Annotated in this window: 13 protein-coding genes; 5 read left to right on the top strand and 8 right to left on the bottom strand. The window is 72.7% G+C overall.

What is annotated here, in order from left to right; translation table 11 throughout:
• Nucleotides 1-31: 31 nt before the first annotated feature.
• Together ACSU6L_RS13885 and ACSU6L_RS13880 are read right to left on the bottom strand one after the other, a co-directional pair.
• Nucleotides 32-1,630: a M48 family metallopeptidase gene (locus ACSU6L_RS13885; protein WP_437056814.1), complete on the bottom strand. Its 1,599-nt coding sequence runs from the start codon at nucleotides 1,628-1,630 to the stop codon at nucleotides 32-34.
• Between the two features lie 148 nt (nucleotides 1,631-1,778).
• Nucleotides 1,779-2,897 (bottom strand): hypothetical protein, encoded by a 1,119-nt coding sequence (locus ACSU6L_RS13880; RefSeq protein WP_365507133.1) that lies wholly within the window; start codon nucleotides 2,895-2,897, stop codon nucleotides 1,779-1,781.
• A gap of 107 nt (nucleotides 2,898-3,004) precedes the next feature.
• Between ACSU6L_RS13880 and ACSU6L_RS13875 the strand changes: the two genes are divergently transcribed.
• The gene (locus ACSU6L_RS13875) at nucleotides 3,005-4,159 is read left to right on the top strand and encodes a cystathionine gamma-synthase (RefSeq protein ID WP_437056811.1); all 1,155 of its coding nucleotides are present in this window, start codon (nucleotides 3,005-3,007) and stop codon (nucleotides 4,157-4,159) included.
• A 10-nt stretch (nucleotides 4,160-4,169) separates the two neighbouring features.
• Here the strand turns inward: ACSU6L_RS13875 and ACSU6L_RS13870 are convergent, their stop codons facing one another.
• The 3 genes from ACSU6L_RS13870 to ACSU6L_RS13860 form a co-directional block, all read right to left on the bottom strand.
• Nucleotides 4,170-4,418 (bottom strand): hypothetical protein, encoded by a 249-nt coding sequence (locus ACSU6L_RS13870; RefSeq protein ID WP_437056810.1) that lies wholly within the window; start codon nucleotides 4,416-4,418, stop codon nucleotides 4,170-4,172.
• 10 nt (nucleotides 4,419-4,428) lie between these two features.
• On the bottom strand, nucleotides 4,429-4,935 hold the full coding sequence (locus tag ACSU6L_RS13865; RefSeq protein WP_437056808.1) for a sigma factor-like helix-turn-helix DNA-binding protein: 507 nt from the start codon (nucleotides 4,933-4,935) through the stop codon (nucleotides 4,429-4,431).
• A 153-nt stretch (nucleotides 4,936-5,088) separates the two neighbouring features.
• Nucleotides 5,089-5,595: a MarR family winged helix-turn-helix transcriptional regulator gene (locus tag ACSU6L_RS13860; protein ID WP_198948484.1), complete on the bottom strand. Its 507-nt coding sequence runs from the start codon at nucleotides 5,593-5,595 to the stop codon at nucleotides 5,089-5,091.
• A gap of 161 nt (nucleotides 5,596-5,756) precedes the next feature.
• Here ACSU6L_RS13860 and ilvA point away from each other — a divergent pair, with 161 nt between their 5' ends.
• Nucleotides 5,757-6,986, top strand: coding sequence for a threonine ammonia-lyase (gene ilvA / locus ACSU6L_RS13855; protein WP_437056807.1), 1,230 nt, complete (start codon nucleotides 5,757-5,759; stop codon nucleotides 6,984-6,986).
• 95 nt (nucleotides 6,987-7,081) lie between these two features.
• Here ilvA and greA read toward each other — a convergent pair whose 3' ends face one another.
• Nucleotides 7,082-7,579 (bottom strand): transcription elongation factor GreA, encoded by a 498-nt coding sequence (gene greA, locus ACSU6L_RS13850; protein WP_437056805.1) that lies wholly within the window; start codon nucleotides 7,577-7,579, stop codon nucleotides 7,082-7,084.
• A 170-nt stretch (nucleotides 7,580-7,749) separates the two neighbouring features.
• Nucleotides 7,750-8,148 (bottom strand): DUF4307 domain-containing protein, encoded by a 399-nt coding sequence (locus ACSU6L_RS13845; protein ID WP_437056803.1) that lies wholly within the window; start codon nucleotides 8,146-8,148, stop codon nucleotides 7,750-7,752.
• Between the two features lie 225 nt (nucleotides 8,149-8,373).
• Here ACSU6L_RS13845 and mca point away from each other — a divergent pair, with 225 nt between their 5' ends.
• A complete protein-coding gene (gene mca / locus ACSU6L_RS13840) occupies nucleotides 8,374-9,234 on the top strand; it encodes a mycothiol conjugate amidase Mca (protein ID WP_437064880.1) in 861 nt (286 codons plus the stop codon).
• The gene (locus tag ACSU6L_RS13835) at nucleotides 9,227-9,475 is read left to right on the top strand and encodes a hypothetical protein (protein ID WP_073940324.1); all 249 of its coding nucleotides are present in this window, start codon (nucleotides 9,227-9,229) and stop codon (nucleotides 9,473-9,475) included. The genes mca and ACSU6L_RS13835 overlap by 8 nt, the downstream gene beginning before the upstream one ends.
• A 36-nt stretch (nucleotides 9,476-9,511) precedes the next feature.
• Here the strand turns inward: ACSU6L_RS13835 and ACSU6L_RS13830 are convergent, their stop codons facing one another.
• The gene (locus tag ACSU6L_RS13830) at nucleotides 9,512-12,712 is read right to left on the bottom strand and encodes a tetratricopeptide repeat protein (RefSeq protein WP_437056801.1); all 3,201 of its coding nucleotides are present in this window, start codon (nucleotides 12,710-12,712) and stop codon (nucleotides 9,512-9,514) included.
• A 147-nt stretch (nucleotides 12,713-12,859) separates the two neighbouring features.
• On the opposite strand from ACSU6L_RS13830, the gene ACSU6L_RS13825 reads away from it, so the two are divergent.
• The gene (locus ACSU6L_RS13825) at nucleotides 12,860-14,899 is read left to right on the top strand and encodes a thioredoxin domain-containing protein (protein ID WP_437056799.1); all 2,040 of its coding nucleotides are present in this window, start codon (nucleotides 12,860-12,862) and stop codon (nucleotides 14,897-14,899) included.
• Nucleotides 14,900-15,071 lie beyond the last annotated feature (172 nt).

The following is a 15,071-nucleotide window of genomic DNA, read 5'->3' as shown; positions in this document are numbered from 1 at the left end:
GTGTCCTTGGGGGAGGAGAGGGGTGGACCTGTCAGTGCGTCGGCGCGAGCAGCCTGCGCAGCTCGCCGGTCTCCGGTACGTCCGCCACCGCCGCGTCCAGCGCCTGCTTCAGCCACTCCTCGTGGCCGTCCGGCAGCCGCAGCCGGGCCGCGTCGCTCCAGGACAGCTCCCAGTGCGCCCGGCCCTGGCGGGCGAGTTCGACGAGGACGAGCCGGGCGAGGCGGGCACGCAGCTGGGGCCGGGCGAACTCGCGGGCGGCGCGGCCGGTGGCGGCCTCGGCCTCCGGCGACCTGGGCAGCAGATCGGCGAGCTGCCACAGCCCGCCCGCGTCGGCCGCGTCGAGGACGGCGGACGGGGAGCCGTCGCCGCCGTGTGTCTGGGCGACGGCCCGGCGCAGCGGTTCGGCGTCCTGCTCGGCCTGCCAGAGCATCGACCGGTGGACGAGCTGCGCCCAGTCGGCTGCGCGGGCCAGCCGCAGTGCCTCCGGGGTGAGGGCGACCCGCTCCAGCTCGGTGAAGGCGCGGTCCGGGTCGGCGAGCAGGGCGAGCGCGGGGCGGGCGCCGGTCAGGGCGCGGCCGTCGTCGGGGAGCTGCTCGATCAGGGCGACCCGCTCGGCGATCGGCGGGTGGGAGTCGTACGGCGACTGCTCCTGCGGGGGCGGGGAGGCGCGCAGCTCGTCGAGTTCGGTGGCGCGCTCGGCGAGCAGCCGGCGCAGGCCGCCGAAGACCTCGCCGGGCGGCGGCAGCAGTCCGGCAGCGGTGCCGAGGGTGGCGTAGGACTGCATGTAGAAGTCGTGGGCGGAGTCGAGGACGGGGATCTCGCGCAGCGCGGAGGCGGTGGCGTCGCGGCCGGCGATGCGGGCGGCGGCCAGGTCGGCGGCGAGTTCCTGGCGGCGGCCCACTTCCTGGGAGGCGCGCAGGTAGAAGCGGCCGTACCAGAGGAAGGGCTTGGCGGCGAGGCGGTAGCTCATGCCGGCGCCCCGGGTGTCGACCTCGCCGGCCTTCTTGCCGCGGGCGAGCCGCTTGGCGTTCTTCTTCTCCTGGCGGGCCTGCTCCTTGGCGGCCTTCGCCTGGGAGCGCTCGTGCAGGTTGGCGACGGTGCGCATGACCTGGAGGCGGCCGCGCAGGGTGATCGCGACGAGGCGGGTGTCGTGGTGGGTGTAGTGCCCGAACTCGTGGGCGATGACGGAGCGCAGCTGGGGTTCGCTCAGGCCGGTCATCAGCGGCAGGCCGATGTACATGCGGCGGCGGCCGGGCAGCAGGCCGAGGAGGCGGGTGTCCTCGGTGACGGCCGCGTTGACGTCGCCGGTGAGGACGATCTCGTCGGGTGCGCGGGTGCTGGTCTGCTCGGCGAGCTCGCGTACGGCGGCCCACAGGGCGGGCTCCTGCTCGGGGGTCACCGGCAGGCCGGGGACCGGCTCGTCCTTGGGGGTGCGCAGCGCGAACATGCCCTGCACGATGGGGATCGCGACGAGCGCGCTGACGAACCAGATCTTGGCGGTGATGCTGCCGACCCCGGCCTGGGCGAACGCCCAGTCGACGGCGACCAGCGCGCCGAGCATGACGAAGCCGAGGAGATAGAAGCCGGCGAGCAGGACGAGGGCGCGCAGCGCGCGCAGAGTTGCGCCCATAGTGGGACGAACCCCCCACGGAGTTCCTGGAAATGGACATGACGAAACTGTGTGGGGGGATGCGGAGTATGCCTGACCGCACGTCAGCGCGGCAACGTCATATTCCTGAGGCCGCTGAGGCCGCCGGGGCCGCCCGGGCGGCCGGGGATCAGTGCGGGAGGGTCGCCGGGCTGCCGCCGTTCGCCTCGTAGCCCGCGACCGCCAGCGCGCGGTAGACCGCGAACTCCGCCGCCGGGTCCGGCGAGAGCGTCCAGGGCAGGGCGCCGACATGGCCGTCGACGTGCACCAGCTCGTTCATGGCCTCCGCCCAGCGCTCCGCCCGCACCAGGAAGAAGATCAGCAGATGGCGCACGTGTGCCAGCATCGGGTCGTCGGCGCGGGCCGAGTGGACCGCGTGCAGCGCGCCGTGGATCGCCTTCGTCACGACCTCGCTCTGGTAGAAGCCGCTGACCAGGTTCACCTCGGGCAGGTGCTCGAACACCGAGAACAGCGGCATCGCCGCCAGCAGCGAGCCCTGCGGCGCGCGGGCCGCCGCGGCCTCCGCGAACGAGGTCGCCAGCTCCTTCGAGCCGTGCCACTTCTCGCACCAGAAGTGCAGCGCGGCCAGATGCGCGCCCATGTGGTTCGGCGTCCGGTCCAGGATCCTCAGCCACAGCTGCTCGAACTCCTCGCGGGAGTAGGCGAGACCGCGGGCCACCGAGAGCTCGACGATGTACGGGACCGGGTCGCCGGGGGCCAGCAGCGCCGCGTCCGCGCACGCCGCCTTCGCCTCCTCCATGATGATCCGGAACTCGTCCGTGCCCGGGGTCGCCGTCCGCCACGCCTGCTGCACCAGGAACTCGGCGTGCACCGCCGCGCCGCCCGCGTCCTTGGGCTGCTCGGCGCGCCACACCCGCAGCCACTGCCCGCCGGGCGTCTCGCCGGCGTTCCCGGGCCGCTGCTGGAGCTCCAGGGAGGCGGCACCCGCGAAGGCCTGCACGCGCTGCCAGCGCAGCTCGCCCTCCGCCTCGGTGCCGGCCAGCAGCTGGGCCGCCGCGCGGTAGTCCTGCGTGCGCTGCACCAGGTCCAGGACGTCCAGCAGGTCCTGGTCGGGGCCGGGCATCCGGACGTCCAGCTCCTCCTGGCGCACGAAACCGTAGTTCGCCGGGTCCGCGGCGTCCGGGTGGCCGGGCGGAACCTGCTCGATCATGCCGCGCCGGCGCCTCATGAAGGGGAGCAGCACCAGGCTCAGCATGAGCAGAGCCATCAGGACCCAGAGAATCTCCATGCCTCCAGCGTTCCAGACGCCTGTGACAATTGGCCAACCCGGTCGATGACCTGTGGAAAACTTCGCCGTCCGTCATCTTCCCCGTTCGCGCACTACGCTCGGTGCTCATGAGCGACAGGCACATCAGTCAGCACTTCGAGACGCTCGCGATCCACGCGGGCAACACCGCCGACCCCCTGACCGGCGCGGTCGTCCCGCCCATCTACCAGGTGTCGACCTACAAGCAGGACGGCGTCGGCGGGCTGCGCGGCGGCTACGAGTACAGCCGCAGCGCCAACCCGACCAGGACCGCCCTGGAGGAGAACCTCGCCGCCCTGGAGGGCGGCCGCCGCGGCCTCGCGTTCGCGTCCGGACTGGCGGCCGAGGACTGCCTGTTGCGCACGCTGCTCGACCCCGGCGACCACGTGGTCATCCCGAACGACGCGTACGGCGGCACGTTCCGCCTGTTCGCCAAGGTCGTCGCCCGCTGGGGCGTGGAGTGGTCGGTCGCCGACACCGGCGACCCGGCCGCGGTGCGGGCCGCGATCACCCCGAAGACCAAGGTCGTGTGGGTCGAGACGCCGTCCAACCCGCTGCTCGGCATCACCGACATCGCCGCCGTCGCCCAGGTCGCCCGGGACGCCGGCGCCAGGCTCGTCGTCGACAACACCTTCGCCACGCCGTACCTCCAGCAGCCGCTGGCGCTCGGCGCGGACGTCGTCGTGCACTCGCTGACCAAGTACATGGGCGGCCACTCGGACGTCGTCGGCGGCGCCCTGATCACCGCCGACGAGGCGCTGGGCGAGGAGCTGGCCTTCCACCAGAACGCGATGGGCGCGGTCGCCGGGCCCTTCGACTCCTGGCTGGTGCTGCGCGGCACCAAGACGCTGTCGGTGCGCATGGACCGGCACAGCGAGAACGCCACGAAGATCGCCGACATGCTCACCCGGCACGCGCGCGTGACCAGCGTGCTGTACCCGGGGCTGCCCGAGCACCCCGGTCACGAGGTCGCCGCCAAGCAGATGCGGGCGTTCGGCGGCATGGTCTCCTTCCGGGTCGAGGGCGGCGAGCAGGCGGCCGTCGAGGTCTGCAACCGCGCCAAGGTGTTCACGCTCGGCGAGTCCCTGGGCGGCGTCGAGTCGCTGATCGAGCACCCCGGGCGGATGACGCACGCCTCCGCGGCCGGCTCGGCGCTGGAGGTGCCGGGGGACCTGGTCCGCCTCTCCGTGGGCATCGAGAACGTCGAGGACCTGCTGGAAGACCTCCAGCAGGCGCTCGGCTAGCCGACGCGTCTCACCAGCCCGTGAGCGGTGGAGTCGTCGTCGACGGCGGCTCCACCCACGGGCGGGCCGTCAGCGCCCACACGGTGAACGCCACGCCCGCCGCGAGCAGCAGCAGCCAGCCCACCCGGCGGGCGAGCACCCGGCGGCGCAGCATGCGGCCGCCCCGCCGCACCACGTCCGCGTACAGCTCCGGCGGCACCGCGGGCGCCGCCCGCTCCATGATCCGCCGTACCGCGGCCTCCCGCTCGGGCCGGTTCACCTGGGCCTCCTCACGACGGCGCCGCCTTCGCGCGCCCCACCGCCGGCGCCGGGGTGCGGGGCGGGTGCAGCAGGGTCGCCGTGGCGCGGTCGCAGACGGTGCGCACGCGGTCCTCGGGCAGGCCCAGCAGAGCGGCGGTCTGCTCCTCGGCGACCCCTTCGTAGAGCCGCAGCACGATGATCAGCCGCTCCTGCGGGGAGAGCCCGGTCAGCGTGGCGTCGGGGCCCGGCCGGAACCGGACGAGCACACCCCCGTAGTGGTGCCACGCCCCACGCGTGAAGCGGGTGGCCAGGTACTGGCGGGCCCTGTCGTACGGGTCCTCGCCGCGCAGCCGGTCCCAGCACGCGTAGGTGTGCGCGAGCGCCAGCGTCAGCAGACGCCGGGCACGCGGATTGTCGTACGGCGTCTCCGCCGTGAGCAGGGTGGCGGTGTGCAGCAGCCGTCCGGCCGCGCCTGCGACGAACGCCTCGAACTCCCGGGCGCGGCGGTCGTCCTGGGACTCCTGCCGTCGTCGCACCGCGCCTCCCCCCTGAGGGCGACCTGAGGACACGGGTCCCGGCGCGCGGGAGGCGAACCCGGCGGACGGCCCCGGGCGCGAGGGGACCCGGTCTCATATGAGGCCAGGGGTGGTGTTTCGGTCAAGAGCCGTGCACGGCCCGGAACGCGGGCGTCAGGACGGCGTCGGACGCTCCGCCGCCGGTACCCCCTGCGGCGCCATCCGCGCGGAGAGCGCGACATTGAAGCGGGTGAGGAGCGTGCAGAACGCCTCGCGCTCCTCCGGTGCCCAGTCGTGTGTCAGCTCGGCCATCAACTGACGCCGCGAGGAGCGCACTTCCTCCAGCCGCGACAGCCCGCGCGGGGACAGCTGGAGCACCACCGCCCGCCCGTCCTCGGGATGCGAGGTCCGCTTGACGAGACCGGTGTCGACGAGCGGGGCGACCTGCCGGGTGACCGTCGAGGAGTCGATGCCCATGCTGGAGGCGAGCGCCTTGACGCCCATCGGGCCCTCCTTGTCGAGCCGGTTGAGCAGCAGGTACGCGGCACGGTCCATGGAGTTGCGCACCTGCCCGACACCGCCGAGCCTGGTCTGTTCGGCACGCCGGGCGAACACCGCCACCTCGTGCTGGAGGGTGTCGAGAAGGCCGGTGTCACCGACGGTCGTCATGTCCATCGACATTTCAGGTGTTGTGGGCATGGCCGGGGGCTCACTTCATGAGGGCTGCTGGGTTGGGGGACAGGGTACGCGGCCCGGAGGCGGGCCGTACCGGCGCTGCGGAATCCGGTCTCGGTGGTTGGTCACACCCGAGCTTCCCGCCCGTGAACTGCGATGCTTGAGTCATGAGCTACCGCACCGCTGACTCCTTTCGGACCGTCACCCTCGACGACGTGCGCGGCGCCCAGAAGATGCTCTCGGGGATCGCGCGGGTGACGGCCATGGAGGGCAGCCGGCACCTGAGCCGGCTGGTGGGGTCGGCGGTGCACCTCAAGTGCGAGAACCTCCAGCGGACGGGCTCGTTCAAGCTGCGCGGCGCGTACGTGCGGATCGCCGGGCTGCTGCCCGAGGAGCGGGCCGCCGGGGTGGTCGCGGCCAGCGCGGGCAACCACGCGCAGGGCGTGGCCCTGGCCTCCTCGCTGCTCGGGGTGCGCTCGACGGTGTTCATGCCGAAGGGCGCCCCGCTGCCGAAGATCAGTGCCACCCGCGAGTACGGCGCCGACGTGCGCCTGCACGGCCAGGTGGTCGACGAGACACTGGCAGCCGCGCAGGAGTACGCGGCCGGGACCGGCGCGGTGTTCATCCACCCCTTCGACCACCCCGACGTCATCGCCGGGCAGGGCACGGTCGGCCTGGAGATCCTCGAACAGTGCCCGGAGGTGCGCACGGTCGTCGTCGGGATCGGCGGCGGCGGGCTCGCGGCGGGCATCGCGATCGCGGTGAAGGCGCTGCGGCCGGACGTGCGGATCGTCGGGGTGCAGGCGGCGGGCGCGGCCGCCTACCCGCCGTCGCTGGCGGCCGGGCGCCCGGTGTCGATCGAGAACCCGGTGACGATGGCCGACGGCATCAGGGTCGGACGGCCCGGCGACGTGCCGTTCGGCATCGTCGGCGCGCTGGTCGACGAGGTCCGCACGGTCACCGAGGACGAGCTGTCCGCCGCGCTGCTGCTGTGCCTGGAGCGGGCCAAGCTGGTGGTGGAGCCGGCCGGCGCGAGCCCGGTCGCCGCGCTGCTCGGCGATCCCGGTGCCTTCGACGGGCCGGTGGTGGCGGTGCTGTCCGGCGGCAACGTGGACCCGGTGCTGATGCAGCGGGTGCTGCGGCACGGCATGGCGGCGCAGGGCCGCTATCTGGCGGTCCGGCTGCGCCTGACGGACCGGCCGGGCGCCCTCGCGACCCTGCTCGGGGTGCTGTCGGTGGTCGACGCCAACGTCCTCGACGTGAGCCACGTACGGACCGATCCGCGGCTCGGGCTCACCGAGGCGGAGGTGGAGCTGCACCTGGAGACGAAGGGGCCGGCCCACTGCGTCGAGGTCGGTGAGGCGCTGCGCGCGGCGGGGTACCGGGTCATCGACTGATCGTTTCCTCGGCGGCATGACGACGGTGGCATGACGACGCCCCCGGCGTCACGAGGACGCCGGGGGCGCGGCGGAGAGAGTGACGGCGGCCGGGGTCAGCCGACGTACGGCTCGGCCTTCAGGATCTTCACCGAGGCCTTCTTGCCGTTCGGAAGCTCGTACTCCGCGTCCTCGCCGACCTTCTTGCCGTTCACGCCGGTGCCCAGCGGGGACTGCGGGGAGTAGGTCTCGATGTCGTCGCTCGCGTACTCCCGGGAGGCGAGCAGGAAGGTCAGCGTGTCGTCCTCGTCGCCGTCGAAGGCGATCGTCACGACCATGCCGGGGGCGACGACACCCTCGGCCGCCGGAGCCTCACCGACCTTGGCGTTCTCCAGGAGCTGGGTCAGCTGGCGCACACGGAGCTCCTGCTTGCCCTGCTCCTCCTTGGCCGCGTGGTACCCGCCGTTCTCCCGCAGGTCGCCCTCCTCACGCGCCGCGGCGATCTTGGCCGCGATCTCGGTGCGCGCGGGACCAGACAGGTACTCAAGCTCTTCCTTGAGCTTGTCGTACGCCTCCTGGGTCAGCCAGGTGACGTTCTCGCTGGTCTGGGTCACAGGTGCTCCTCGTCGGTACTGGGAATACAAAGCATCGCCCTACCCAGAAGCATGTTCCTTCACGAGTGGGCGAAACCACGAGCCTAACAATTCAGGGACGGAAGGGGGAGGACATAAGTCACCAAAATCACGTCAACGCAGGTCAGCCGGTCGACATTCCGGGTGACGCGTCAGTCGGCGTGGCAGCCCAGCAGCTCGGCCGTGGTACCGGGCGCCGTGGTGCGGAGGGTGACGACCTCCGTCAGCCGGGTGGCGTCCCCGTCGAAGCGGAAGTCGGCCCGGCCCACCTCGGCGCCGTCCGCCGCCTGGGAACGCACCGTGCAGTAACCGGAGGCCCCGGCGTCCTTCTCGACGCTCAGCTCCACCTTCACGGAGTCGTCCCGGAGGTCGAAGCTGATCACCTCGGCGCTGATCTTGTTCTGGCCGACGTAGTGGTAGGCGAAGAAGGCGATCAGACCGACCAGCACCGCCCCGAGGACACCGCCGACCAGCTTCAGGGTGCGGTCCGAGCGCTCGTCCGAGGAACGGCCGTAACGGCCCTCGGGCGGTCGCGTACTCGCCGTACTCATGATCGTCCTCTCGACCGGGCGGAACAGATGTCCCGAAACGGGCCCCCGGTGCCGTATCCCGGAATTATTGGCCCTCCGATTCGGTCACTATAGAAGCCGCCCACCCGTCACCCGACCACCGCCCCACAACGACGTCCCTACGGGACGACACCCACCGATGGCTCCGGGCCACCGGGAGCCGACACGACGATCGAGGATTGAGTCTTGACTGACCAGCTGCGACTGATGGCTGTGCACGCCCACCCCGACGACGAGTCGAGCAAGGGCGCGGCGACCATGGCGAAGTACGTGTCCGAGGGGGTGGACGTGCTGGTCGTGACCTGCACGGGCGGGGAGCGCGGCTCCATCCTCAACCCGAAGCTCCAAGGCGACGCCTACATCGAGGAGAACATCCACGAGGTACGCAGGAAGGAGATGGACGAGGCCCGGGAGATCCTCGGCGTCAAGCAGGAATGGCTCGGCTTCGTGGACTCCGGCCTGCCCGAGGGTGACCCGCTGCCCCCGTTGCCCGAGGGCTGCTTCGCCCTCGAGGACGTCGACAAGGCGGCCGGCGAGCTGGTGCGGAAGATCCGCTCCTTCCGTCCCCAGGTGATCACCACCTACGACGAGAACGGCGGCTACCCCCACCCCGACCACATCATGACCCACAAGATCACGATGGTGGCCTTCGAGGGCGCGGCCGACACCGAGAAGTACCCGGAGGGCGAGTACGGTCCGGCGTACCAGCCGCTGAAGCTCTACTACAACCAGGGCTTCAACCGGCCCCGCACCAACGCCCTGCACCAGGCGATGCTCGACCGGGGCCTGGAGTCCCCCTACGGCGAGTGGCTCAAGCGCTGGGACGAGTCGGGCCACAAGGAGCGCACCCTGACCACCCACGTGCCGTGCGCCGACTTCTTCGAGATCCGCGACAAGGCACTGATCGCCCACCGCACCCAGATCGACCCCGACGGCGGCTGGTTCCACGTCCCGCTGGAGCTCCAGAAGGAGGTCTGGCCCACCGAGGAGTACGAGCTGGCGAAGTCCCTCGTCGACACCTCCCTCCCCGAGGACGACCTCTTCGCGGGCATCCGGGACAATGCCTGACATGACCCCAAGCACAAGCCTGGCCATGACGCACTTCGTGACCATCGCCAAGGAGCTCGACAAGGACAAGGTCACCCCCGGAGTCCTCGGCTTCATCGTCTTCGCGGTGATGGGCCTGGCCGTCTGGGCCCTGATGAAGTCGATGAACCGCCACATGGGCAAGGTCGACTTCGAGGAAGCCCCGGAACCCGGGACCGAGGCCGAGACCTCGGCCGCCGGCACCAAGGCCGACAAGGGCTGACCCGCGCGGGCTGGTGCGGGTGGTGCCGGCGCGGCGTCACTGCCGCGCCGGCACCTCCACACCCATCACCTCCCGGGCATGCCGGCTCGGCACCATGCCCAGCCGCCACGCCTGCCAGCCCGCCTCCAGGCTGACGCCGCGCTCCAGCAGCAGCCGGAACGCCGGCACGAAGCCGTCCAGCTTCTCGTCGCGTGCCGGATGCCGGGCGCGGGCCAGCTGGGCCAGCTCCTCCTCCGCCACCGCCGTACCGACCTCCACCCCGCCCGGGGCGGCGTACGGCAGCAGGGTGCAGCGCAGGAAGCGGGCCCAGTCCTCGCCGCGCCGGTCGCCGTACCCCGCGAACAGCCCGGCCGCTTCCTCGCACAGGCCCAGCGCCTGCGCCGTACGGCCGTTGCCCGCGTCCACCACGGCCAGCTCCAGGCACGTCCACGCCTCGCCGTGCGCCACGCCGATGCGCTGGAAGTCCGCGCGGGCGTCGACCAGCAGCTGGCGGGCGAAACCGGAGTTGCGCAGTGAGCCGGTCTGCGCGGCACGCTGATCACGGGTGACCCGCGCCGAGTGATGCCGCGCACAGGCCAGGCCGTACACGTCCCGCATCCGCGAGAACATCGTGCGGGACCGCTCCAGCTCGCGCACCGCCCGGTCCAGGTCGCCCGTCTCCTCCAGCGCCTGCCCCAGGTAGTACAGCGTCCACGCCTCCCCGCGCGCGTCCTCGTTCTCCCGGTGCCGCACCGCCGCCTGCCGCAGCTCCTCCACCGCCGGTGAGGCGTCCCCCGCCAGCAGCAGTGTCCGCGCCAGCTGGGTCAGCGCCCACGCCTCACCGCGGGCGTCCCGGGTACGGCCGTAGCGCTCCAGGGCCTGCCGCAGCTCCGTCCCGGCCCGCTGGGCGTCGCCCAGACGGATGTACAGCTGCCCCAGCTGGAAATGCGCCCACGCCTCACCGTGCAGCGATCCGCCCGCCCGGTGCAGCTCCAGCGAACGCGTCAGCAGATCCAGGGCCTCCGCGAGACGTGCCCGGTCCCGCTCCACCGCCGCCAGCGCGTGCATCGTCCACGCCCGGTCCGTCGCCAGCTCCGGCGCCGCCTGCATGTCCAGCGCCTCCCGCAGCTTCGCCGCCGCCTCGGTGAGACCGCCCTGGTGATGCAGGGTGATGCCGAGCGAGCACAGCGCCCGCGCCGCCCCCGCGTCATGGTTGGCCTCCCGGTACAGGTCGACCACCGACGCGAGCGTCGCCCGCGCCCGGTCCAGCTCGCCCAGCTGCCGGGCCGCGATACCCGTACGCCACTGCACCGAACGGATCAGCAGCCCCTGGTCCACGGCCTGCGCCAGCTCGCTGATCTCACCCAGCCGGTACAGGTCGCCGCGCAGCAGGCAGTAGTCGCACAGCGCGCCCAGCAGGTTCAGCACCGCCCGCTGATCCACGCCCTCGGCGTGCCTGAGCGCCGCCGTGATGAAGCTGGACTCGTCGTCCAGCCAGCGCAGCGCCTCGTCCAGCGAGGTGAAACCGTGCGGGCCGAACCGGTCCGAACGGGTCGACATGTTGCCGTCCACCAGCCGCAGCACCGAGTCGGCGAGATCCGCGTAGTTCCCGATCAGCCGCTCCTGGGCCGCCGTACGCTCCGCAGGGTTCTCCTCGTCGAGCAGACGGGCGTGCGCGAAGGCGCGGACGAGATCGTGCAGCCGGTAGCGGCTGCCGCGGACATGGTCGATCAGCCCCGCGCGGGACAAGGCCAGCAGCAGCCGCGTCGCCTCCGCCTCGTCCGTCGCCAGCAGCGATGCCGCCGCCGCGGCACCCAGCGAGGCCCGTCCCGCCAGCGCCAGCCGCCGCAGCAGCCTGCGCGCCGGCTCCGGCTGGTCCGTGTACCGCAGCCACAGTGCCCGCTCCACCGGCTCCACCGGACCGTACGCCGCCAGATCCGAGGCCAGCCGCCGCGGCGAACGCGTCCCCAGCGACGACCCCGCGATCCGCAGCGCCAGCGGCAGCCCGCCGCACAGCTCCCGGATCCGGTCCGCGGACTGCGCGTCGTACGGCCCCCCGTCCCCCTGCGCCGCCGCGCCCAGCAGCTCCTCCGCGCCGGCCGCGTCCAGCACCGGCACCGGCAGCTGATGCACCCACGCCGGGAAGTCGTCCGGCAGCCGAAGCGGCTCCCGCGCGGTCACCAGGACCAGACTGTCCGACCGCTCCGGAACCAGCGTGCGCACCTGCTCCGGATCGGAGGCGTCGTCGAGGACGACCGTGACCGGCACCCCCGTCAGATGCTGGTGGTACAGCTCGCTCAACCGCTTGACCTGCTGATCCGCCGACGACCGCTCCCGGAACAGCAACTGCTCACGCGGCGCGCCCAGCCGGTTCAGCAGGTGCAGCAGCGCCTCCCGCGTCGACAGCGGCGGCTCCTCGGGACTGCCCCCGCGCAGATCCACCACACACGCCCCGCGGAACTGGTCCCGCAGATCGTGCGCGGCCCGCACCGCCAGCGTCGTACGACCGGAACCGGGCGCCCCGTGCAGCACCACCACCGTCGGCCGCGTCCGCGTACTCGCCCGCGCCGCCTGCACCCACTGCCGGATCCGCGCCAGCTCCTGCCGCCGCCCCGCGAACGGACCCGCCGTCTCCGGCAGTTGCCCGAACGACTGCTCCAGCGCGGCCCGCCCCCGCGCGGCGGCGCTCTTGTCCGCGCCGAGGAGCTGCGGACCGCTCTTCCTCGGCCCGGTCGACGCGGCCAGCACCCGCTGCTGGTCCAGGAACGGCCGGATGCCGCGCACCTCCAGCGCGGTCAGCCACTGCAACCGCAGCTGCTCGGCCCCACCGGGCTGCCCGACCGCCCCCGCACGCCGATGCGCGGCCGGCAGATGCACCCCCGCCACCTTCACCACCGTCGCCGCGGCCCCCGCGAACCCCACGGTCACCCCGGCGCCGAGCGCGGTCCCGGCTCCGGTGCCGAGCGCCAGATCGGCGACGGCCGCGGCGACCGCCGCCACCACCGCGACCAGCAACGGCGTCCCGGCACCCTCCCGCGCGTACCGCTGCCCGAACGTCAGCCGCCCCGCCTCCGCCTCGTCCAGCGCCCGTGTGTAGGCCTCGTACTCCTCCCCGGCCGCGCCCGCCATCGCGTCCAGCGCCCCGCGCGCCCGCGCCATCAGCACCTTTCCGTCGACCCGGCCCCCCGACCGCCGCACCTCCTCCTCCACGGCCCGCCCAAGCAACCGCTCGGCCTCGGCCCGATGACTGTCCCGCATGTCACGTCCCCCTCCGGCGGCAACGGCGTTCTCGGTCAAGTGTGCTGCGCGGGGCGAGCGGAGGGGAGAGGGCGACGATCGCGGGAACCCGGCGGGCGGGCCACGTGCCGTGAGCCGTTTGCCGGGTACTGGGGCAGGATGGACTCCATGTCGAACCGACTCGCCCACGAGACCTCGCCCTACCTGCTCCAGCACGCGGACAACCCCGTCGACTGGTGGCCGTGGTCGGAGGAGGCGTTCGAGGAGGCGCGGCGCCGGGACGTGCCCGTACTGCTGAGCGTCGGCTATTCGAGCTGCCACTGGTGCCATGTGATGGCGCACGAGTCCTTCGAGGACGAGGCGACGGCGGCCTATCTCAACGAGAACTTCGTCAGCGTCAAGGTCGACCGCGAGGAACGCCCCGACGTGGACGCCGTCTACATGGAGGCCGTGCAGGCCGCCACCGGGCACGGTGGGTGGCCGATGACCGTGTTTCTGACGGCGGAGGCCGAGCCGTTCTACTTCGGTACGTACTTCCCGCCGGCGCCGCGGCACGGGATGCCGTCGTTCCGGCAGGTGCTGGAAGGGGTGCGGCAGGCGTGGGCGGAGCGGCGGGAGGAGGTCGCCGACGTCGCGGGGAAGATCGTGCGGGATCTCGCCGGGCGGGAGATCGACTACGGGGCCGGGAAGCAGGTGCCGGGGGAGCAGGAGCTGGCGCAGGCGCTGCTGGGGCTGACGCGGGAGTACGACCCGCAGCGCGGCGGGTTCGGCGGGGCGCCGAAGTTCCCGCCGTCCATGGTGATCGAGTTCCTGCTGAGGCACGCGGCGCGGACCGGGTCCGAGGGCGCGTCGCAGATGGCGCGGGACACGTGTGAGCGGATGGCCCGGGGCGGGATCTACGACCAGCTCGGGGGCGGGTTCGCGCGCTACTCCGTGGACCGGGACTGGGTCGTGCCGCACTTCGAGAAGATGCTCTACGACAACGCGCTGCTCTGTCGGGTCTACGCCCATCTGTGGCGGGCCACCGGGTCCGAGCTGGCGCGGCGGGTGGCGCTGGAGACCGCGGACTTCATGGTGCGTGAACTGCGCACCGAGGAGGGCGGGTTCGCCTCCGCGCTGGACGCCGACAGCGACGACGGGACCGGGCGGCACGTCGAGGGCGCCTACTACGTGTGGACGCCGGAGCAGCTCCGCGCCGTCCTCGGCGACGGTGACGCCGAGCTCGCCGCGCAGTACTTCGGCGTGACGGAGGAAGGGACCTTCGAGGAGGGGGCGTCGGTGCTGCAACTTCCGCAGCACGAGGGTGTCTTCGACGCGGAGAAGGTGGACTCGGTGCGACGGCGGCTGTTCGCCGCACGCGCCGAGCGGCCCGCTCCCGGCCGGGACGACAAGGTCGTCGCCGCCTGGAACGGCCTGGCGATCGCCGCGCTCGCCGAGACCGGCGCCTACTTCGACCGCCCCGACCTCGTCGACGCCGCCCTCGCCGCGGCCGATCTGCTGGTCCGGGTGCATCTCGACGACCGTGCGCAGCTGGCCCGTACCAGCAAGGACGGCCGGGCCGGTGCCAACGCGGGCGTCCTGGAGGACTACGCGGACGTCGCCGAGGGCTTCCTCGCCCTCGCGTCGGTCACCGGGGAGGGTGTCTGGCTGGACTTCGCGGGGCTGCTGCTCGATCACGTGCTCGTGCGGTTCACCGACGAGAAGACCGGCGCCCTGTACGACACGGCCGCCGACGCCGAGCGGCTGATCCGCCGGCCGCAGGACCCGACCGACAACGCCGCCCCGTCAGGGTGGACGGCTGCCGCGGGCGCGCTGCTGGGCTATGCCGCGCAGACCGGTTCCGAGCCGCATCGGACCGCCGCCGAGCGGGCGCTGGGGGTGGTGCGGGTGCTGGGGCCGCGGGTGCCGCGGTTCATCGGCTGGGGGCTCGCGGTGGCGGAGGCGCTGCTGGACGGGCCGCGCGAGGTGGCGGTCGTGGGGCCCGCCCTCGACGACGCCGGGACGCGGACCCTGCACCGTACGGCGCTGCTCGGCACCGCCCCCGGCGCGGTCGTGGCGTACGGCGTCGCGGGCGGCGCGGAGTTCCCGCTGCTCGCGGACCGACCGCTCATGGGCGGTGAACCGACCGCTTATGTCTGTCGTAATTTCACCTGTGACGCTCCTACGACCGACCCCGAGCGCCTGCGTATCGCGTTGTCGGGGCGATGAGTGCTGTCTGAATTGAGCAGGTGTTCGGGTAGATCCCGCTAGTCACCCGACCGCTCCGAAACACTCTATTTATCGGAACACCTCCCGCGCTTCACAGTTCCCCCCTAGTCTCTGCACATGCCGAGACGGCTCGACTGCCGTCCCGGCTGGGGGTTTTGGGGATCTGGGGGGA

Source organism: Streptomyces sp. enrichment culture (assembly GCF_964272855.1).
Taxonomy (GTDB): Bacteria; Actinomycetota; Actinomycetes; order Streptomycetales; family Streptomycetaceae; genus Streptomyces.
This window is presented reverse-complemented; position numbering and strand designations above follow the sequence as displayed.

Excerpts from the sequence above, each read along its gene's own strand:
- ACSU6L_RS13885 (WP_437056814.1), bottom strand. The coding sequence starts at position 1,630 with ATGGGCGCAACTCTGCGCGCGCTGCGCGCCCTCGTCCTGCTCGCCGGC.
- ACSU6L_RS13880 (WP_365507133.1), bottom strand. The coding sequence starts at position 2,897 with ATGGAGATTCTCTGGGTCCTGATGGCTCTGCTCATGCTGAGCCTGGTG.
- ACSU6L_RS13875 (WP_437056811.1), top strand. The coding sequence starts at position 3,005 with ATGAGCGACAGGCACATCAGTCAGCACTTCGAGACGCTCGCGATCCAC.
- ACSU6L_RS13860 (WP_198948484.1), bottom strand. The coding sequence starts at position 5,595 with ATGTCGATGGACATGACGACCGTCGGTGACACCGGCCTTCTCGACACC.
- ilvA (WP_437056807.1), top strand. The coding sequence starts at position 5,757 with ATGAGCTACCGCACCGCTGACTCCTTTCGGACCGTCACCCTCGACGAC.
- ACSU6L_RS13845 (WP_437056803.1), bottom strand. The coding sequence starts at position 8,148 with ATGAGTACGGCGAGTACGCGACCGCCCGAGGGCCGTTACGGCCGTTCC.
- mca (WP_437064880.1), top strand. The coding sequence starts at position 8,374 with ATGGCTGTGCACGCCCACCCCGACGACGAGTCGAGCAAGGGCGCGGCG.
- ACSU6L_RS13835 (WP_073940324.1), top strand. The coding sequence starts at position 9,227 with ATGCCTGACATGACCCCAAGCACAAGCCTGGCCATGACGCACTTCGTG.
- ACSU6L_RS13830 (WP_437056801.1), bottom strand. The coding sequence starts at position 12,712 with ATGCGGGACAGTCATCGGGCCGAGGCCGAGCGGTTGCTTGGGCGGGCC.
- ACSU6L_RS13825 (WP_437056799.1), top strand. The coding sequence starts at position 12,860 with ATGTCGAACCGACTCGCCCACGAGACCTCGCCCTACCTGCTCCAGCAC.